Source organism: Microbacterium wangchenii (genome assembly GCF_004564355.1).
Taxonomy (GTDB): domain Bacteria; phylum Actinomycetota; class Actinomycetes; order Actinomycetales; family Microbacteriaceae; genus Microbacterium; species Microbacterium wangchenii.
The window spans coordinates 749470-766752 of sequence record NZ_CP038266.1 but is presented as its reverse complement, the minus strand read 5'-3'; the positions used below and the strand labels follow the sequence as shown (position 1 = coordinate 766752).

22 protein-coding genes are annotated in these 17283 nt (G+C 72.1%); 10 read left to right on the top strand and 12 right to left on the bottom strand.

Annotated features, from left to right (window positions below):
- Positions 1-8 precede the first annotated feature (8 nt).
- Together E4K62_RS03635 and E4K62_RS03630 are read left to right on the top strand one after the other, a co-directional pair.
- Complete coding sequence (locus E4K62_RS03635) at positions 9-779, top strand: alpha/beta fold hydrolase (RefSeq protein WP_135063633.1); 771 nt, start codon at positions 9-11, stop codon at positions 777-779.
- Complete coding sequence (locus E4K62_RS03630) at positions 779-1450, top strand: esterase/lipase family protein (RefSeq protein ID WP_135070860.1); 672 nt, start codon at positions 779-781, stop codon at positions 1448-1450. The genes E4K62_RS03635 and E4K62_RS03630 overlap by 1 nt, the downstream gene beginning before the upstream one ends.
- Here E4K62_RS03630 and E4K62_RS03625 read toward each other — a convergent pair.
- From E4K62_RS03625 to E4K62_RS03610, 5 genes are all read right to left on the bottom strand, one after another.
- Entirely contained in the window at positions 1436-1798 is a 363-nt protein-coding gene (locus tag E4K62_RS03625) for a hypothetical protein (RefSeq protein WP_135063631.1), read from the bottom strand. The genes E4K62_RS03630 and E4K62_RS03625 overlap by 15 nt on opposite strands.
- A gap of 146 nt (positions 1799-1944) precedes the next feature.
- Entirely contained in the window at positions 1945-2508 is a 564-nt protein-coding gene (locus tag E4K62_RS03620) for a hypothetical protein (protein WP_135063629.1), read from the bottom strand.
- A gap of 19 nt (positions 2509-2527) precedes the next feature.
- Positions 2528-3673, bottom strand: a complete 1146-nt coding sequence (locus tag E4K62_RS03615) for a zinc-dependent alcohol dehydrogenase (protein ID WP_135063627.1) — start codon at positions 3671-3673, stop codon at positions 2528-2530.
- Positions 3674-3715: 42 nt separating this feature from the next.
- Entirely contained in the window at positions 3716-3847 is a 132-nt protein-coding gene (locus E4K62_RS18970) for a hypothetical protein (protein ID WP_261799192.1), read from the bottom strand.
- 120 nt (positions 3848-3967) lie between these two features.
- Positions 3968-4435: a MarR family winged helix-turn-helix transcriptional regulator gene (locus E4K62_RS03610; protein ID WP_135063625.1), complete on the bottom strand. Its 468-nt coding sequence runs from the start codon at positions 4433-4435 to the stop codon at positions 3968-3970.
- A 100-nt stretch (positions 4436-4535) separates the two neighbouring features.
- Between E4K62_RS03610 and E4K62_RS03605 the strand changes: the two genes are divergently transcribed.
- The 4 genes from E4K62_RS03605 to E4K62_RS03590 all read left to right on the top strand — a co-directional run bounded on the left by E4K62_RS03605 (position 4536) and on the right by E4K62_RS03590 (position 7276).
- Positions 4536-4856, top strand: coding sequence for a DUF7882 family protein (locus E4K62_RS03605; RefSeq protein WP_135063623.1), 321 nt, complete (start codon positions 4536-4538; stop codon positions 4854-4856).
- A 79-nt stretch (positions 4857-4935) separates the two neighbouring features.
- Positions 4936-5436, top strand: coding sequence for an SRPBCC family protein (locus tag E4K62_RS03600; protein WP_135063621.1), 501 nt, complete (start codon positions 4936-4938; stop codon positions 5434-5436).
- The gene (locus E4K62_RS03595) at positions 5433-6884 is read left to right on the top strand and encodes a phytoene desaturase family protein (RefSeq protein WP_135063619.1); all 1452 of its coding nucleotides are present in this window, start codon (positions 5433-5435) and stop codon (positions 6882-6884) included. The genes E4K62_RS03600 and E4K62_RS03595 overlap by 4 nt, the downstream gene beginning before the upstream one ends.
- An 89-nt stretch (positions 6885-6973) precedes the next feature.
- On the top strand, positions 6974-7276 hold the full coding sequence (locus tag E4K62_RS03590; RefSeq protein ID WP_135063617.1) for a hypothetical protein: 303 nt from the start codon (positions 6974-6976) through the stop codon (positions 7274-7276).
- Between the two features lie 11 nt (positions 7277-7287).
- Here E4K62_RS03590 and E4K62_RS03585 read toward each other — a convergent pair whose 3' ends face one another.
- Genes E4K62_RS03585 through E4K62_RS03575 form a run of 3 tightly spaced genes read right to left on the bottom strand, consistent with a single transcriptional unit; the run spans position 7288 to position 10381 of the window.
- The gene (locus tag E4K62_RS03585) at positions 7288-8370 is read right to left on the bottom strand and encodes an ABC transporter permease (protein WP_135063615.1); all 1083 of its coding nucleotides are present in this window, start codon (positions 8368-8370) and stop codon (positions 7288-7290) included.
- Positions 8367-9326 (bottom strand): ABC transporter ATP-binding protein, encoded by a 960-nt coding sequence (locus E4K62_RS03580; protein ID WP_135063613.1) that lies wholly within the window; start codon positions 9324-9326, stop codon positions 8367-8369. The genes E4K62_RS03585 and E4K62_RS03580 overlap by 4 nt, the downstream gene beginning before the upstream one ends.
- A gap of 47 nt (positions 9327-9373) precedes the next feature.
- Positions 9374-10381 carry a glycerophosphodiester phosphodiesterase family protein gene (locus tag E4K62_RS03575; RefSeq protein ID WP_135063611.1) on the bottom strand — a complete coding sequence of 336 codons (1008 nt, stop codon included), beginning with the start codon at positions 10379-10381 and terminating at the stop codon, positions 9374-9376.
- 154 nt (positions 10382-10535) lie between these two features.
- Here E4K62_RS03575 and E4K62_RS03570 point away from each other — a divergent pair, with 154 nt between their 5' ends.
- From E4K62_RS03570 to E4K62_RS03560, 3 genes are all read left to right on the top strand, one after another.
- Positions 10536-11414, top strand: a complete 879-nt coding sequence (locus E4K62_RS03570) for a Bax inhibitor-1/YccA family protein (RefSeq protein WP_135063609.1) — start codon at positions 10536-10538, stop codon at positions 11412-11414.
- Between the two features lie 121 nt (positions 11415-11535).
- On the top strand, positions 11536-11856 hold the full coding sequence (locus E4K62_RS03565; protein WP_135063607.1) for a helix-turn-helix domain-containing protein: 321 nt from the start codon (positions 11536-11538) through the stop codon (positions 11854-11856).
- A 70-nt stretch (positions 11857-11926) separates the two neighbouring features.
- Positions 11927-13141, top strand: a complete 1215-nt coding sequence (locus E4K62_RS03560) for a DNA polymerase domain-containing protein (RefSeq protein WP_135063605.1) — start codon at positions 11927-11929, stop codon at positions 13139-13141.
- Here the strand turns inward: E4K62_RS03560 and E4K62_RS03555 are convergent.
- Positions 13123-13671 carry a TetR/AcrR family transcriptional regulator gene (locus E4K62_RS03555; protein WP_135063603.1) on the bottom strand — a complete coding sequence of 183 codons (549 nt, stop codon included), beginning with the start codon at positions 13669-13671 and terminating at the stop codon, positions 13123-13125. The genes E4K62_RS03560 and E4K62_RS03555 overlap by 19 nt on opposite strands.
- 77 nt (positions 13672-13748) lie before the next feature.
- Between E4K62_RS03555 and E4K62_RS03550 the strand changes: the two genes are divergently transcribed.
- On the top strand, positions 13749-14480 hold the full coding sequence (locus E4K62_RS03550; RefSeq protein ID WP_135063601.1) for an MBL fold metallo-hydrolase: 732 nt from the start codon (positions 13749-13751) through the stop codon (positions 14478-14480).
- On the opposite strand, the gene E4K62_RS03545 is transcribed toward E4K62_RS03550, so the two are convergent.
- The 3 genes from E4K62_RS03545 to E4K62_RS03535 all read right to left on the bottom strand — a co-directional run bounded on the left by E4K62_RS03545 (position 14477) and on the right by E4K62_RS03535 (position 17157).
- Entirely contained in the window at positions 14477-15061 is a 585-nt protein-coding gene (locus E4K62_RS03545; protein WP_135063599.1) for a ClpP family protease, read from the bottom strand. The genes E4K62_RS03550 and E4K62_RS03545 overlap by 4 nt on opposite strands.
- Entirely contained in the window at positions 15058-15678 is a 621-nt protein-coding gene (locus tag E4K62_RS03540; protein WP_135063597.1) for a ClpP family protease, read from the bottom strand. The genes E4K62_RS03545 and E4K62_RS03540 overlap by 4 nt, the downstream gene beginning before the upstream one ends.
- Before the next feature lie 87 nt (positions 15679-15765).
- Positions 15766-17157: a glycosyltransferase gene (locus tag E4K62_RS03535; protein ID WP_135063596.1), complete on the bottom strand. Its 1392-nt coding sequence runs from the start codon at positions 17155-17157 to the stop codon at positions 15766-15768.
- Between the last annotated feature and the right edge of the window lie 126 nt (positions 17158-17283).

The following is a 17283-nucleotide window of genomic DNA, read 5'->3' as shown; positions in this document are numbered from 1 at the left end:
CGCACCCGATGACCTCCGAGCGCACGACCTGGCGCGCGGATCAGGGCCGCCTCGCCTTCCGCGTCCACGCGAACCCCGCGCAGGCGACGAACCGCCCGCCCGTGGTGCTCGTGCACGGCATCGGGATGTCGCACCGCTACTTCTCGCGACTGCAGGACGTGCTCGGCGAAGGCCACGCGGTGTTCAGCGTCGATCTGCCCGGGTTCGGGGGCCTGCCCAAACCGGGCACCGACGTCGACATCCCGACCATGGCCGCCGCGCTGGCCGGCGTCGTCGCCGGGCTGGGGGTGGGCCCGTGCGTGCTCGTCGGTCACTCGATGGGCGCCCAGTGGGTCGTCGAGCTGGCGGCGCAGCGGCCCGACCTGGTCTCGCACGCCGTGGTCATCGGGCCGGTCTCCGACTCCGAGCACCGCTCGGTGGCGGCGCAGTCGCTCGCGCTCGGGCTGGACTGCCTGGGCGAGCCGCCCCTGGCCAACGCGATCGTGTTCACCGACTACGTGCGGTGCGGCATCCCGTGGTACCTGACTCAGGTGCGCCACATGATCGCCTACCCGATCGAGGAGCGCGTGGCCGATCTGCGCGTGCCGCTGCTCGTGCTCCGCGGAGAGCGCGATCCGATCGCCGGGATGCGGTGGTGCCGGATGCTGCGCGACCGGGCCGGCGAGGGCGACTTGGCCGTCATCCCCGGCAGCCGCCACGTCGCGCAGTTCTCCCGTCCCCGCGCCGTCGCCGACGCGATCACGACCTACGCGGGCGCCGTGGCGGGTCTCAGCCGGTGATCGGGCGCGCCGCCCGCGACGCGGCATGGTGGGTCGCCGACTATGCGTACGCCGCGACGTGGCAGGCGCGCGCCTTCCTCAATCGCACCGATCCCGCGACGTTCCGCTCCGGATCCGAGGTGGCACTGGTGCTCCTGCCCGGCGTCTACGAGACGTGGAAATTCCTGCAGCCCCTCGCCTCCGCTCTGCACGAGCGCGGGCACCCGATCCACATCGTCGACCTGCTGCAGCGCAATCGCCGGCCCGTCACCGAGATGGCCGTGCACGTGACCCGGTACCTCGACGATCACGATCTGACCGACGTGGTGCTCGTCGCCCACAGCAAGGGCGGCCTCGTCGGCAAACAGGTCATGATCGGCGAGGCCGGCTCCCGCGTGCGCGGGATGGTCGCGGTGGCGACCCCCTTCGGTGGATCGCGCTATGCGCGCATGATGCTCTCGCCCACGCTGCGCAGCTTCTCCCCCCGCGATCGCACGATCGTCGCGCTCGCGCAGCAGCTCGAGGTGAATGCGCGGATCACGTCGGTCTACGGGGCGTTCGACCCGCACATCCCGGAGGGGAGCAAGCTGCCGGGCGGGCGCAACGTGCAGCTGGAGACCGGCGGCCACTTCCGCATCCTCGCGCACCCGCGCGTGATCGCCGAGGTGGAACGGATGTCAGCTGCTGCCTGACGGACGCCGCTCGCTCTCGGCCTCGCGGTCGTGCTGCGCCGACTTCTCCTGCAGGAACCGGCACAGGTCGGCCGCGCGCTGCAACTCAGCGCTGAGCTCGTCGAGCTGGTCGGGGGCGATGACGCTGTCGTGCGGACGCGCCTGCAGCGTGATCTCCCAGTGGTAGTCGCCCGGAGCGATCGGCTGCATGAACATCTCCGTGGTGGCGTTGACGAGCCGGACGATGACGAGCCCCGTGTCCCGGCCGTCGCTGCCGTCCTGCAACGCCACGTGAGCGTGGATCTCGTGTCCCTCGGCGCGGAACTCGTCCAACCAGTCCTGCAGCACTGCCTGTGTGCGGTAGGGCATGTCGTGTGGCCTTTCTCAACGGCTCGCCAGACCCCGTAAGGCGATGTCCGATGTGATTTTCGCACGTCCGCACCCGTGCTCGAGACCACGCCCGATCGCGCACCTCAGCCGCCGAGACACCGCCTGCAGCGCGGCGGCGCGGGGCGTCAGCGACGGACGAAGACGCGCCGCAGCATGCGCACCACGATCCAGCCGCCCAGCACCCACGGACCGGCCACGAGGATCGGGTCGATCCACGCGTGCCGCAGGTCGACGCGTCCGCGTCGCGACGCGATGGGGCGCAGGCGCGGCTCGGCGAGGATGCCGGTCTCGGTGATCGGGTTGTCCGGACGCAGCGTGAACAGCGACCGAACGTGCGCGCCGAAGGCCTCCACGCGGTCGCCGAGGACGAGGAGCAGCCAGTGCGCGGCGCGGCCCTCGCTGTAGCGCGCGTAGGCGTACCGTCGGATCGCGCCGGAGACGCCGTGCAGGGGCTGCGCCGTTCCGTACACCGCGGTCAGGTGCGCGTGCTCGATCGACCGTTCCCGCCGGGGGTCATCCCCCTGCCGCTCGGGCTCGGTCCAGTGGGCGCCGGTAGCGCCGGGATCGAAACACTCCTTGGGAAAAGACGGCCGGTCGGCGGGGTCGAGGTCGGCGCCCCATCCCGGGATGCGCGCACGCAGTTCGTCGGCGCTGGGAGGGGTGATGGGTTTGTCAGGTGTGTAGGGCATGAATCCTCCGTCGCGGTTCTCACGCGCCCGGCACGATGACCGGCTTGATGCAGTCATCGAGCTTGGACGAGAACATGTGGTATCCCTCGGCGATCGCGTCGAGGGGGATGCGGTGGGTGATCATGTCGCCGGGCGTGATCCGCCCGGCCTGGATGTGCTCGAACAGACGCGGCCACTGTCGCTTCACCGGTGCCTGGTTCATCCTCAGGGTCAGCCCCTTGTTCAGAGCGTCGCCGAACTTCACCGCACTGAACAGCGGCCCATAGGCGCCCATCACGGAGATGTTGCCGCCCTTGCGCACGGAGTCGATCGCCCAGTTCAGGGCGACGGGCGACCCGCCCTGGAGCTTCAGCTTGGCCGAGGTGATGTGCTGCGTGAGGTGGCCGTCGGCCTCCGCGCCGACCGCGTCGATCGCGACATCGGCCCCCAGGTGGCCGGTGAGCTTCTTCAGCAGCACCACGACGTCGTCATGGCGGGCGAAGTTGTGGGTCTCGGCGAACGCGAACTCGCGCGCCTTCGCCAGGCGGTAGTCGAGGTGGTCGATCACGATGACGCGCCCCGCACCCATGAGCCACGACGACCGCGCTGCCGCGAGCCCCACGGGACCGGCGCCGAACACCACGACGGTGTCGCCCTCGGCGATGTCGCCCAGCTGCGCACCGAAGTACCCCGTCGTGAAGGCGTCGGTGAGCATGAGCGCGTCGTCATCGCTCATCCACTCCGGGATGATGGTCGGCCCGACGTCGGCGAAGGGCACGCGCACCAGTTCGGCCTGACCTCCGTCGAAACCGCCGGCGGTGTGGGAGTACCCGTAGATACCGCCGAGGGCGGTGGCGTTGGCGTTGACGTTGTGACAGTTGGAGTAGAGCCCTCGCGCGCAGAAGAAGCACGTGCCGCAGAAGATGTTGAACGGCACCATGACGCGGTCGCCGGGCTGGAGCGTCTGCACCGACGAGCCGACCGCCTCGACGCGTCCGATGAACTCGTGTCCGAAGGTGTGGCCGATCCGGGTGTCGGGGATCATGCCGTGGTACAGGTGCAGATCCGATCCGCAGATCGCCGCCAGTTCCACGCGCACGATGGCGTCATTGGGGTGCTCGATCCGCGGATCGGGCTTCTCTTCGACCCGCACTTTGTACGGGCCGCGGTACACCATCGCCTTCACAGGCTCCTCCTCCTGCCCGCCGGAACGGTCGGGCGCGGTACGTCAGGGACGATCGTCGGCAGCGGTGTCGTCGCCGTCGTCATGCGCGTCGAGCTCGCCGGACTTCTCCGTGATCTCGTCGTCGCCGACGTCGCCTTCGGCCTGGCTGGGCTTGTCGGGCAGGGAATCGCTCATGTCGCTCTCCTCCGTTCGCGGCACCGCCGATGCGGCGCCACCACTCCACCTCATCGCGTCGGCCACGATCACCGAAGGGGGTTGACCCGGACGACTCGGATGAAGAGGATGCTCTGCTGGTCAGCCGGTGGCCTCGTCGATGAGCGCCTCGAGGAGGGTGGCCAGCCGCTCGGCCTCACCTGCGCCCGACGCGGCGAGCGCCCGCTCGAACGCGGCGTCGAACCGCGTGAGCGAGGACCAGGGCTCGGCGGACAGGTCGACGGTCACGGTGAGCCGGTTGACGCGACGGTCATGGGGGTCCACCTCACGACGCACCGCCCCGCGCTGCTCGAGGCGGTCGACGAGAGCCGTGACGCCGGCGGAGGTGATCCCGAGGTACTGCCGCAACGAGGTGGGCCTGGCCCGGGGGTGGCTGGCGATGAACAGCAGCGCCCGCGCGTCGAGCTCGTTGACGCCCAGCTCCTGACGTGCCTGGGTCAGCGACGCCTGGCGCGCCTCGACATAGCGAAGCAGGGCCCGACCCAGGGCCGACGGCTCGCCGACGCCGGCATCACCCGCTCCATCGTCGTGGTCGCTGTCCGAAGCCATGCGGGAAGACTACCGAGGTAGGCCCACTATTACGAAATGCTATCTAAATATTCTAGATATCTATACACTGATGGGTGGGGAACAACCGAAGGAGCTCGCAATGGGCCATCTGTACTACGGCGGCTCATTCGAGCCCATCGACATGTCCGACCGCCTGCTCGCGCACGTCAAGGTCGTCATCGCGACGAAGTTGCGCCGGGGGGAGAGCTTCACCGTGTCGTGGCGCCACCCCGAGCAGGGGCGCTCCACGATCTGGCTCCACCCCGCCATCGAGCTGCGGTTCGTGTTCGCCTCACCCGAGCCCGAGATGCTCGACAGCGCGCTTCTGCAGCGCTTCGCGAACGAGGCGGCCACGGCCGCGGGACTCGTGCTCGACCTGTCCGACGCATCCCTGTCCTCTCCCGTTCCCGAGGGCGGCTGACACCCTCTCCCGCCCAGCGCAACCCTCTCCGCCGGTTCGGCGGGTCCGGATAGCGTGACGACACGGAGAAGGGGGACGGATGTCTCGGAACACACGAGTACTGCGCTGCAGCCCGGAGGACGTCTTCCGGGTGCTCGAAGACGGCTGGCTCTTCCCCGCATGGGTCGTGGGAGCCTCGCGCATGCGTGAGGTCGGCGAAGACTGGCCGCACAAGGGCAGCCGCCTGCATCACTCCTTCGGCACGTGGCCGATGCTGCTGGACGACGCCACCGAGGTGCTCGACTACGACCCGCCGCGCCGGTTCGTGCTCAAGGCCCGCGGATGGCCGATCGGCGAAGCCCGCGTGACGATCCACGTGAAGCCGCACCCCGACGGCGCGCTCGTGCGCATCCAGGAGGAGGCGGTGGCCGGTCCGGGCGCGCTCATCCCCGCACCGATCCTCGACGTGCCTCTGCAGCTGCGCAATCACGAGACGCTGCACCGGCTGGCCTACCTGGCCGAGGGGATGGCGGAGCGGACCGCGGACACCACCGCCCACGAGGAGGACTCGTCCACGCGCGAGGACTCCGACGCGCGATGACCGCCCTCGACGCGGTCGTCGTCGGCTCCGGCCCCAACGGGCTCGCCGCCGCCGTGACGCTCGCCCGCGCGGGGCTGTCGGTGCGCGTCTACGAGCGGGCCGATCACATCGGTGGGGGCTCCGCGTCGGCGGAGTTGACCCTGCCGGGGTTCGTCCACGACATCTGCTCGGCGGTGCATCCGCTGGCCTTCGAGTCGCGCTTCTTCCGCGAGTTCGGGCTGACCCGCCGCGTGGACTTCGTCGTGCCCGACGCCTCGTACGCGCAGCCGCTGGACGGCGGCACGGCGGCGGTGGCCTACCGCGACCTCGAACGCACCGCGCAGACCCTCGGCCGCGACGGCGACGCCTATGTGCGCCTCATGCGCCCGCTCGCCGAACGCGCGAGCGAGGTCGCGGACTTCACCGGCGGGGCGCTGCTGCGCGTGCCGCGGCATCCGCTGGCTGCCATCGTCCTCGGCCTCCGCGCGCTCGAGCAGGGCACGCCCGCGTGGAACGCGCGCTTCGCCGAGGACGCCGCGCCCGCGCTCATCACCGGCGTCGCCGCGCACACGATCCTGTCGCAGCCCAGCCTGGCCGCCGCAGCGGCGGGGATGGTGCTGGCCACCTACGGGCACGCCCTCGGGTGGCCGATCCCGGTGGGCGGCAGCCAGGCGATCGTCGATGCGCTCGCAGCGGACCTGCGTGCCTTCGGCGGCGAGATCGTGACCGGCCACGAGGTGCGCTCGCTCGCCGAGCTCCCGCCGGCACGCGCCGTGATCCTGGACGTCACCCCCGACGCACTGCTCCGCATCGGGGGCGACAGGCTGCCGGGGCGCTATCGCGCTGCGCTGGCGTCGTTCCGCTTCGGCGGAGCCGTCGCGAAGGTGGACTTCGCGCTGTCGGAGCCCGTGCCGTGGGCCGACCCGGCCGTCCGCACCGCCGGGACCGTGCACGTCGGGGGCACCCGCGCCGAGATGGCGACAGCGGAGAACCTCGTCAGTCGCGGGCGGCTGAGCGACCGGCCGTACGTGCTCGTCTCCCAGCCGTCGGTGTTCGATGAGACGCGGGCACCCGCCGGCGCCCACACGCTGTGGACCTACACGCACGTGCCGGCCGGGAGCGACGCCGACCGCGAGGAGGCGGTGATCGGTCAGATCGAGCGCTTCGCACCCGGCTTCCGCGACACCATCCTCGCCAGCCATTCGCGCACCGCGGTGGAGGTGGCGGCGGCCAACCCCAACTATCCCGGCGGTGACATCGCCGCGGGGGCGCCCACCATGTGGCAGCTGCTGCGGCGCCCGACCCTCTCCCCCGATCCGTGGCGCACGCCCGCCCGCGGGGTGTACCTGTGCTCGGCGTCGACCAGTCCCGGGCCCGGCGTGCACGGGCTCGCGGGCTGGCGAGCGGCCCTCAGCGCCCTGCGCCACGAGTTCGGCACCCGTGCGATGCCGGACCTGTCGCCGCGGTGACGGAGTCCGACTTCTCCCGCGCTGTCAAGCCCCTCAGGAGTGTCGGAGGCCGATCGTACGGTGACATCACACCCAGAAAGGACTGTTCGATGACGATCGCAGACAACTGCAGCGCCCCGGCCCACGGCGCTTCGGAGGGTCGAGTCGTGCTGGTCCCGATCGGCGCCGAGGACTGGCTCATCCACGACACCCACTACCCCGAGAACGACGCACGCCGGCTCGTCGCGTGCGTGCGCGAACGCGGCCTCGACCACATCGACGTGCTGTGGCTGCAGGGCAAGGGGCTGCCGTCGCGCTTCCCGCGCATCCAGGACGCCCTGGATGCCGCCACCCGCGCCGTCACGAGCCGTTCGTCGCGGCTGTGGTCGCGCGCGGAGGCCGGGCGGAGCTGACGCCGCCGCCCTCAGGCGATGCGCGTGCCCGGTGGCAGCGTGCGCGCCGGCGTTCGCGTCCGCTGCCAGCCCCACGCGAGGAGACCCGCGGTGATCGCGAGCTGGACGGCGAGCCCCACGAACCAGCTCGGCGCCGTGCCCGCCATCTGCTCGCTGGGCAGCGGCCCGCCCTGCTGCCACATCGCCGTATCGCAGTAATCGGTGCGCACGTCGGTCTCCGGGGCGATCTGGGCCGAGCGCACGGCCCAGGAGATCTGGCCGAACAGGTCCTGCGGGTACCCGTCCGGTGACAGGTTGGTCGGCGTCGCATCCGCCAGCACGACGAAGGGGTTCGCCGCGAGGATCCACCACACGTGGTCGGTGCGCGGCACTTCGCGCGTGTAGGACTGCCATGAGGAGCATCCGCTGAGCGGCTCCTCCACGCAGCCGTACTCCTGCGGGTCCTCTCCCGGCCCGCACGGCGGGCCGGCGTCGGCGTAGTAGCGCTCCGTCACGGTCACCTCCACGGAGGAGGTGACCGCGCCCAGGCCGAACGCGATGAGCGTGCCCACCGTGAGGGCCGCGACCACGAGGTAGGTGGTGGCGACCGAGAACAGCGGGCGGGCGATGACCGCGCTCAGCCCCACGCCGATGCCCGCCACGACACCCACTTCCAGGACGAGGATCGCCAGGGACGTACCGATGGTCGCCGGCTCCATATCGCCGGCGAGGGTGGCGACGACGAGGAACGGCAGGGCCACGGCGAGGAACGCCAGCCCAGCGATCCACGCCGCCAGGAACTTCCCCAGCACGATCTCCCCCGTCGTGGCGAGGGTCACCTGCATCGGCGCGAGCGTCGCGGCATCCCGGTCCCCGTTGACGCTGTTGCCGCTGAGGGTGGGCGAGACCAGCAGGACCAGCAGCAGCACGAGGAAGATCTGCAGCGAGAAGAGCCATCCGCCGCTGCCGGCCGTCAGCGCGGCGGCCGCGACGGCCAGGCCCGTCACGATCAGCAGGATGAGCGCGAACACGCCCAGGAGCACGTACCACGCGACCGAGCGGAGGCGCTGCGTCAGCTCGAGGCGGATGAGGGCGCCCAGCCGCGACAGGTTCATTCGGCGCCTCCCCGCAGGTCGAGGAACGTATGCTCCAGGTCGCCGGTGGCCGGCGCGAACTCGGTGACGTCCAACCCCGCGCCGATGAGGGCCTGCAGTGCCCGAGCCGCCTCGGTGTCGGAGGCGAACGGGGCCAGCACGTCGCGCCGGTCGACCGAGAGGTCTTCGGGCGCGCGCCCGAGCGCCGCCGCCACGCGCGCGCGGTCGTCGGCATCGGGCGGGGACTCCGGCGCAGCATCCGCCGGCGGAAGGAGCCGGATGCGCCATGCCCGGCCGCGCCCGGCGGCCTGCGCCACCCGGTCCGCGGCCACCGTCCGGCCCTCGACGAGGAACACCGCATCATCGACGACTTCCTCCAGCTCCGACAGCACGTGGCTGGAGAGCAGGATCGTCCGGCCGTCCGCGGCCAGGCGGCGCAGGAGCAGGCGCAGTTCGATGCGCGCCTGCGGATCCAGGCCCGATGCGGGTTCGTCCAGCAGCAGGATGCGCGGGTCGTGGACGAGGGCGCGCGCGAGGGCGAGGCGCTGCTTCTGTCCGCGCGAGAGCACCCGGGCCGGCGAATCGGCGAGGTGCTCGAGGCCGACGTCGCCCAGCAGCACCTCGGCCCGCTCCTGGGCGGCCGTGCTCGGCAGGTCGTACAGGCGGCCGGTGACCACGAGCGTCTCCCGGACGGTCAGGGTCGGCCACGCGCCGAGCGTGTCGGGCATCCACCCCAGGAGTGCGCGGGCCCGCGCCGGTTCGGTCACCGGGTCCACGCCGTCGAGGCGGATGCTGCCGGCGTCGGGGGCCAGGAGGGAGGCGAGCAGGAGCAGCAGCGTGGTCTTGCCCGAGCCGTTGGGTCCGACCAGCCCCGTGACGCGGCCCGGCTCCGCACGGAGCGTGACATCGCGCACCGCCTCGACGCGGCCGAACGACCGCCGGACGTTGTCGACGGCGATCCCCCCGGACGCTGACATGGGCACAGCATAGGGGGCACGCGCGGCCGACGACGCGCGCACCGCGCTCACGTGTCGAAGAATCGCCGCCCGAGGTCGGGGTGGTCAACGAACGCGCCGTCGACGCCGGAGTCGCGGATGAGCGCCCACTCCGCCTCGTAGTCCCCGAACGCGGCCGCACCGCCGCGCCGCCGGAACTGCGGGAGGAGGAACGCGTTCTCGGGCCGGCACGTCCACGTGTACACCAGCAGACCGCGGTCCTTCGCGTCGCCGACGACGCCGCCGCCGGGCGCATGGGGGCGCCGGCGAGGGGCGAGGATCATGCTCTTGTCCACGCTGATCCCGTCCACGCGCCCGATCAGTTCGTCGAGGCCCGCCGGCGCCGCCTGAGCCGCGTAGGTGGGCGCTGCCGTGCCGTGCTGCGCGATGAGGTCGTACGGGCTTCCGGCCGCCTCCAGGAGGTATACGTAGGTTCCGGGCAGGCCACGCTCCCGGAGCCGCGTGAGCACGGTGGATTCGAAGGCCTCGAACACGATCGGCAGTTCGCCGCGCGACCAGCCCGCCGCATCCAGTTCCGCCGCGATGAGGCCCACGACGTCGAAACCGAGCGTCTCGAAGTAGGTCGCGTGCTTGATCTCCAGCACGACGCCGATCTCCCGGCCCTGCTCGAGGGAGGCCGCGCGCACGAGATCGAGCACGTCGCGCAGGCGAAGGACCGGCTGCGTCCCGTCGAAGGACGCGCTGGCCGGCCGGATCTTCGGCAGGCGCTCGCGGCAGCGGAGCGTCGCCAGCTCCTCCCATGTGAAGTCCTCGGTGAACCACCCCGTCAGGCGCTCGCCGTCGATCGTCTTGGTCGTACGGCGCGAGGCGAACTCCGGATGCTGCGCCACATCCGTCGTCGAGCCGATCTCGTTCTCGTGCCGCACCACCAGCACGCCGTCGCGGGAGACGACGATGTCGGGCTCGACCGCATCCGCCCCCATCGCCAGCGCGAGGTCGTACGAGGAGCGGCTGTGCTCGGGGCGATATCCCGGCGCACCGCGGTGACCGATCACGAGCGGGGAGGACCGGGTCACGCCTCCAGGCTACGCGCGGGGCCGCCTGAGGGACCTCATGTCGCGCTCATAGCGAACCCTCAGCGCACCACTGCCGGAGCCGACACGCCGTCGGCTATCGTTGATCCACAGCACAGTGCTGTGATCCCGAAGATTCTTTGGAGTGTGAGAGCAAGTGGCCCTCAACAACCCGGCCTTCAACAACCCGGCGTTCCAGGACTCCCGCGGCGCTTCGACGTACCCCGGCGGCCCTGCCGCGACGCAGTACGCGCCGCCGCCGGCCGCCGAAGCCGCGCAGCTGGACGGCATGTACGCCTCGCCGCCCGCCGGCGCGCGCGAGACCGGTCGCATGACGGTGGAGGACACCGTCCACAAGACCCTCGCCCTGTTCGGCGTGCTCGTGGTCACCGCCGTCGTCGGCTGGCTGTGGACGATGGCCGGCGTCACGCCCACCAACCCGAACCCCTCGATCGCCCCGTGGCTGATCGGCGCGCTCGGCGGTTTCGTGCTCGCGATGGTCAACATCTTCAAGAAGCAGCCGTCGGTGCCGCTCATCGTCGCGTACGCGGCGTTCGAGGGTCTGTTCGTCGGTGGCATCTCGGCCTTCTTCGAGTTCATCTACCCGGGCATCGTCTTCCAGGCGACCCTTGCGACCCTCTCGGTCGTGGGTGTGACGCTCGCCCTGTTCGCCAGCGGCAAGATCCGCGCGTCGGCCAAGGCGACGAAGATCTTCCTCATCGCGATGGTCGGCTACCTCGTGTTCAGCCTCATCAACGTGGGTCTGATGCTCTTCAACGTCCCGATCGCCGGCGGCGCCTTCGGCCTCCGCTCGATCGAGGTCATGGGCATCCCGCTGGGCGTCATCATCGGCCTGCTCGTGGTCGTCATGGCCGCCTACTCGCTGGTGCTCGACTTCGACCAGATCCAGCGCGGCGTGCGTGCCGGCGCTCCCCGCAAGTACGCGTGGGTCGGGGCCTTCGGCATCATGGTCACCGTCGTGTGGCTGTACGTCGAGATCCTCCGCATCCTCGCGATCCTGCGCGGCAACGACTGATCCACCTCTTCCCGTAGGGGGTCGCCCATCCGGGCGGCCCCCTACGTCGTTTCCGCACGGGTGCTTCTGCTGTGGGCGGAATGGATGGCGACGCCGACGGAGCCCGCTCTAGCCTGACGGCATGGCCGAGCTGCTCCCTCTCCCCCGCACCCCGCGAGACCCCGAGCCACTGTGGCGCGAGGCCCTCGGCGACCTCCTCCGCCGCATCCGCCACGCGCGCGGAGAGCGTCTGGCCGACACCGCCGCCCGCGCCGGCGTCTCCCCGCAGTACCTCTCCGAGGTCGAGCGGGGACTCAAGGAGCCCTCCAGCGAGATGATCGCCGCGATCGCCGGCGCCCTGGACCTGACGCTCGTGGAACTGACCGCGACGATCGCCGGCGAGCTGCGGGCCACCGCATCCGTCTCCGTCGGCGCGCCGGGCGCCTTCGTCCTCGTCGCCTGACCTTCCGCGCCGCGGCCCGGGCGGGTGCAACCCCTGGCCGGAGCATCCGCCGCGCGGCTAACCTCGCGGCATGAGTCCGTCGAAGACGCCCGCCGAGACCCTCGAGGTGGATGGCCACGAGGTGCGCATCACGAGCCCCGACCGCGTCGTGTTCCCGGGGCCGGGACTGACGAAGCTCGACATCGTCCGCTACTACCTCGCCGTCGCCGACGGCGCCCTGCGCGGCGCGGGCGGGCGGCCCATGGTGCTCAAGCGCTTCGTGAAGGGCATCGACCAGGAGGCGTTCTTCCAGAAGCGCGTGCCCGAGAACCACCCCGGCTTCATCGGCACCGCGACGCTGCACTACGCCCGCGGCACCGAGGCTGAGGAGACGGTGGTGCGGGATGCGGCGGGCCTGGCGTGGGTCGCGAACCTCGGGTGCCTCGATCTGAACCCGCACCCCGTGCGCGCCGAGGACCTCGATCATCCCGACGAACTGCGCGTGGACCTCGACCCCATGCCGGGCGTGGACTGGTCGCAGATCGTCGACGTCGCCTTCATCGCGCGCGACGTGCTCGAGGAGTACGGCCTGACGGGGTGGCCGAAGACCAGCGGATCGCGCGGCCTCCACATCCTCGTCCGGATCGCGCCGCACTGGGACTTCCGCCAGGTGCGCCTGGCGGCCGAGACCCTTGCGCGCGAAGTCGAGAACCGCGCTCCGGGCCTGGCCACCGCGCGATGGTGGAAGGAGGAGCGAGGCGAGAGCGTGTTCGTCGACTTCAACCAGAACGCCAAGGACCGCACGGTCGCATCGGCGTACTCCATCCGTCCACTCCCGGATGCACGGGTGTCGACGCCGCTCGCGTGGGACGAGGTCCGCACCCGGCGCCCGGAGGAGTTCACCGTGGCCACGGTGCTCGAGCGCTTCGCCGACATCGGCGACCCCCATCGCGGCATCGACGACGCCCCCGGCACGCTCGATGGACTCCTGCGCCTGGCCGACGAGCTCGGGCCGGCGGAGAAGCCGCCGCGCGGAACGGATGGCTCGGGCCGCCGTGCCTCGACGATGCCGCTCATCGAGATCGCCCGCACGAAGACCAAGCCCGAGGCGCTCGAGCTGCTGGAGCGGTGGAAGGCGGAGCATCCGGAGGTCGCGGGGATGCTGCATCCGGCCGATGTGCTCGTCGACGGCATGCGCGGCTCGAGCTCGCTGTGGTACCGCGTGCGCGTCAACCTGCAGCACGTGCCCGAGGCAGAGCGGCCCGAGCAGGGCGCGCTGCTGGCCGACTACGACCCCTGGGCCTGATCCGGCACCGTCCCCAGGCCGGCGAGGATCCGGTCGAGGCCATACGCGAATGCGGCGTCGAGGTCTCCGCCCATGCGGAATGCGCCGGCCAGCTCCATCGTCAGGAATCCGGTCGCCCATGCCGTGACGAGCCGCGCCGCCTCCAGTGCGTGCTGCTCGCCCACGGCACCGGCCGCCGCCCGCACGACCGCCTCGCCCACCGCGTCGACCGCCGGGCCGGCGGCCATCGGCGTGAGGAAGAGGCGGAACCCCTCCGGATGCTCCGTCGCGAACGCCCGGTACGCCAGCGCCAGGGCGTGCAGGGACCTGTCGGATGCGGTGAGCCGCCGGCTGAGGTCGTCGGCCGAGGCGCTCGCCACCAGCGTCAGCAGCGCGTCACGATCCCGCACGCGCTTGTACAGGGAGGGTGCGCGCACGCCCACGCGCGCCGCCACGGCCTGCATCGTCACGCGCGTAGGGCCGCCCGTCTCCAGCAGTTCGCGGGCGGCGGCGACGATCTCCTCGAGCGATGTGCGTTCCGGTGTCGGCATCGGCCCCTCCTCATGGCTATGGATATAAGCTATCATGGCTACACCGCATAGCCATCAAACCCCGGATCGGACGGATCATGCGACTCGCGCCCCACCTCTCCCGCATCGGCAACGACATCGTCGCCGTGCATCTGATCGACACCCCCGACGGCGTCACCGTCATCGACGCCGGCCTGCCCGGGCACCGGCGCGACCTCCAGCACGAGCTGCGCGCACTCGGGCGCACCGTCGCCGACGTGCGCGGGGTGGTCCTCACCCACGGCGACAGCGACCACCTCGGCTTCGCCGAGCGGCTGCGGCGCGACTCCGGCGTCCCGGTGTACGTGCACGCCGCCGATGCCGAGCGCGCGCGGGGCGGCGACAAGCCGAAGCTCACCCTCGGCCCGCTCCGCCTCGGGCCGACCCTGGGCTTCTTCGCCTACAGCCTGCGCAAGGGCGGGATGCGGACCCGGTACGTGCGCGAGGTGGTCGAGGTCGGCGACGGCGACGTGCTGGATCTTCCCGGGGCGCCCCGCATCGTCGCGCTGCCCGGACACTCCCTCGGCAGCATCGCCGTGCACTCCGACATCGCGGATGCGGTCTTCGTCGGCGATGCGCTCACGACCCGCAGTGTGCTCACCGGACGCACCGGCCCGCAACCGGCGCCGTTCACGGATGACCCGGCGACGGCCCTCGCCTCCCTCGACCGGCTCGCCGCGCTGAACGCGTCGTGGGTGATCCCCGGCCACGGTGCGCCGTTCCGTGGCTCGCCCGCCGAGGCGGCGGCCGCCGTGCGCGCCGCGGCCCAGCCGCCGCGCGCCGCGGCCTAACGCGACAGCACGATGTCGGCGAGGCCGTAGGCGACCGCATCCGCCGCCGTGAGGATGCGATCGCGGTCGGTGTCGGCGCGGAGGCGCGCGGGATCCTTGCCGGTGTGCCGCGAGAGGATCTGCTCGACGTCGCCGCGCACGCGCACGAGCTCGTCGGCCTGGAGGATGAGGTCGGGGATGGCCCCGCGGCCCTGCCCGGCCGGCTGGTGCAGCACGACGCGGGCGTGCGGGAGCACGGCCCGCTTGCCGGCCGCACCGGTGGCCAGCAGCACCGCGCCCACCCCGACCGCCTGCCCCACGCACGTGGTGGCGACATCGGGCCGGACGTGCTGCATCGTGTCGTACACCGCGAGCATCGCCGCCGGGTCGCCGCCTTCGCAGTTGATGTAGAGCTGGATGTCGCGCTCGGGGCTGTCGGCGTCCAGGTGCAGCAGCTGGGCGATGAGGGCGTTGGCCACCCCCGCGTCCACGCCGGTGCCGAGGTAGACGACGCGTTCGGCGAGGAGGTGGGAGTAGACGTCCATGATGCGCTCGCCGCGCGGGTGCTGCGCCACCACGTTGGGGATCGTGTAGCTGCTCATGCCGCCACCTCCGCCCCGAGCCCGGGGACGCGACGGCGCCCGGGGACGACCTGCGTGAAGTCGGACACGACCCCGTCGATGAAGCCGTACGCGACGGCTTCGGATGCGGTGTACCAGCGGTCGTGCAGGGAGTCCTCGAAGATGCGCTCGGGGCTCTGGCCGGTGTCGTCGGCGATGAGACCCAGGACGGTGTCGCGCATGTGCCGGAGGTCGTCGGCCTGCACCTCGACCTCCACGGCGGACCCGCCGATGCCGGCCGAGCCCTGGTGCATGAGGATGCGCGCGTGCGGGAGCGCGCGACGCTTGCCCGGCGTGCCGGCCGAGAGCAGGAACTGGCCGGCACTGCAGGCGAGACCCAGGGCGAGCGTCGCGACGTCGTTGGGGACGAGGCGCATGACGTCGCGGATCGCGAGCATCGACGGCACCGAGCCGCCCGGGGAGTGGATCCACAGGGCGATGTCGGTCGCCGCGTCGTCGGCGGCGAGGGCGAGCATCTGGGTCGCCAGGAGCGTGCCGTTGTCGTCGTCGAGGGGCCCGTCCAGGACGAGCACCCGTTGGGCGTACAGGTCGCGGCGCGCTTCCGCGCCGAACAGCGGGATCTTCGCATCGTTGGTCATGTCCGACAGCCTCACCCCGCGGGCGCCCCCTGTCGCCCACATCCGCCCCGGGCGGATCCGCCACCGGCGGCGTGGGGCGGGCAGGACTCAGGCGCGGCGCGAGGGGCGGGCGAGCACGTCCGTGACGGCGGCGGCGAGCGCGGCCATCGCGTGGGCGGGGTCCACGGCGCGGGAGGAGGCGACCGCCTCGGCGGCGAGCCGCTCGCGCAGCGCCGCATCCGTCAGCATCCGCACGAGGGCATCGACCAGGGCGTCCTCGTCGCCGTCGGGCACGAGGATGCCGCCGCCGGAGGCGAGCAGGTCGCGGGGGCCGTACCGCACGTCGTACACGACGGCGGGGCACCCGTGCACGAGCGCTTCGGTGAGGGCCAGCCCCTGCCCCTCGAACGCCGAGGTCTGCAGGTACACGGATGCCTCGTCCAGCACGCGGCCGGGGTCCTCCGTGACTCCGCGCAGCACGACGTGCGCCGTCAGTCCGAGGTCGTCGATGACGCGCTGCAGCCGCTCGCGCTCCGCCCCCTCGCCGTACACGTCCAGGCGCGCGTGCGGCACCGCCGCGACGACCCGGGCGAACGCGCGGATGGCACTGTCCACGCGCTTTCCGGGCGCGAGGCGCCCGAGCATCACGACGCGGCCGACCTCCCGCTGCGCCGGCGGGACCACGGATGCCGCGGCCGCGACGCCGTGCGGGGCGACCACGTGCACGTCGGAGAGCCCGAAGCGCGCCTGCACGTCGTCCCGCTGCGACGCGGTGAGCCACAGGACGGCGTCGAAGCGCTCTGCGAGCGTGAACCATCGCGACCACAGCGGGTTCAGCGGAGCATCCGCGTCGAACGGCGGCTCGAGGTGGATCGTATGGATCCCGTGCACGAGGCGCACGCCGGGGTCGTCCCATCCGACGAGCAGCTCGCCGAGCTGCCGTGATTCGCACACGACGACGACCGGCTTGTCCGCCGCGGCGCGCAGGCCGGCGGCGACGTGTGTCAGCCATGCGCGGTACAGCGCCCCGAAGCCGTCGATCACGCCCGCGATCGATCCGTCGCGCTCCCGCACCACGACCGGCGCCGTGCTGATGTGCCAGTCGGGGTCGCCCGCCACCACCGGCAGCTCCAGGACCGCGGTCCCGTCCGCTCCGGCCACGACGCGGTAGGCCAGCGCGGGGTCGGCCTCGCCCGGATGCGCCGCGGCCCGCAGCCACTGCGCCGCGCCGCCGGCGGGGCCGGATGCCTCGTCGAACAGGTTGCGCAGCCGCGCGGGGTCGTCCAGCAGCCCTCTCCGCGCGAACTCCGCACGATGCGCGTCGTGATCGGAGCGCGTGCCCGGGTCGACAGTGAGCAGCACGGGACCCTGCCCCCCGTCCACGCCGGCGTCGGCCATGTGCCGAGCACGCTGGAGCGCTGCGATCGTGTAGCCGCCGTCGAGGCCGGGGATCAGCCGGCTCGACAGGCTCACGTACCACGCGTCGGGGAACTCGCTCACGTCCCTATCCTCTCCCAGGGGGCGGGTCGGGGTCGCCCACGCCTCTGTCAATCGCGGCGTGACCGCGCGGTCCGCACCGATACGCTCGGGGGAAGCACCGCGGGCACGGACGCCGCGGCGATGACA

What these genes read in the sequence shown, in the direction of transcription:
- E4K62_RS03620 (WP_135063629.1), bottom strand. Translation starts at nt 2,508, where the DNA reads ATGCCCTACACACCTGACAAACCCATCACCCCTCCCAGCGCCGACGAA.
- E4K62_RS03600 (WP_135063621.1), top strand. Translation starts at nt 4,936, where the DNA reads ATGTCTCGGAACACACGAGTACTGCGCTGCAGCCCGGAGGACGTCTTC.
- E4K62_RS03580 (WP_135063613.1), bottom strand. Translation starts at nt 9,326, where the DNA reads ATGTCAGCGTCCGGGGGGATCGCCGTCGACAACGTCCGGCGGTCGTTC.
- E4K62_RS03635 (WP_135063633.1), top strand. Translation starts at nt 9, where the DNA reads ATGACCTCCGAGCGCACGACCTGGCGCGCGGATCAGGGCCGCCTCGCC.
- E4K62_RS03610 (WP_135063625.1), bottom strand. Translation starts at nt 4,435, where the DNA reads ATGGCTTCGGACAGCGACCACGACGATGGAGCGGGTGATGCCGGCGTC.
- E4K62_RS03625 (WP_135063631.1), bottom strand. Translation starts at nt 1,798, where the DNA reads ATGCCCTACCGCACACAGGCAGTGCTGCAGGACTGGTTGGACGAGTTC.
- E4K62_RS03590 (WP_135063617.1), top strand. Translation starts at nt 6,974, where the DNA reads ATGACGATCGCAGACAACTGCAGCGCCCCGGCCCACGGCGCTTCGGAG.
- E4K62_RS03560 (WP_135063605.1), top strand. Translation starts at nt 11,927, where the DNA reads ATGAGTCCGTCGAAGACGCCCGCCGAGACCCTCGAGGTGGATGGCCAC.
- E4K62_RS03585 (WP_135063615.1), bottom strand. Translation starts at nt 8,370, where the DNA reads ATGAACCTGTCGCGGCTGGGCGCCCTCATCCGCCTCGAGCTGACGCAG.
- E4K62_RS03550 (WP_135063601.1), top strand. Translation starts at nt 13,749, where the DNA reads ATGCGACTCGCGCCCCACCTCTCCCGCATCGGCAACGACATCGTCGCC.
- E4K62_RS03555 (WP_135063603.1), bottom strand. Translation starts at nt 13,671, where the DNA reads ATGCCGACACCGGAACGCACATCGCTCGAGGAGATCGTCGCCGCCGCC.
- E4K62_RS03605 (WP_135063623.1), top strand. Translation starts at nt 4,536, where the DNA reads ATGGGCCATCTGTACTACGGCGGCTCATTCGAGCCCATCGACATGTCC.
- E4K62_RS03565 (WP_135063607.1), top strand. Translation starts at nt 11,536, where the DNA reads ATGGCCGAGCTGCTCCCTCTCCCCCGCACCCCGCGAGACCCCGAGCCA.
- E4K62_RS03595 (WP_135063619.1), top strand. Translation starts at nt 5,433, where the DNA reads ATGACCGCCCTCGACGCGGTCGTCGTCGGCTCCGGCCCCAACGGGCTC.
- E4K62_RS03540 (WP_135063597.1), bottom strand. Translation starts at nt 15,678, where the DNA reads ATGACCAACGATGCGAAGATCCCGCTGTTCGGCGCGGAAGCGCGCCGC.
- E4K62_RS03545 (WP_135063599.1), bottom strand. Translation starts at nt 15,061, where the DNA reads ATGAGCAGCTACACGATCCCCAACGTGGTGGCGCAGCACCCGCGCGGC.
- E4K62_RS18970 (WP_261799192.1), bottom strand. Translation starts at nt 3,847, where the DNA reads ATGAGCGATTCCCTGCCCGACAAGCCCAGCCAGGCCGAAGGCGACGTC.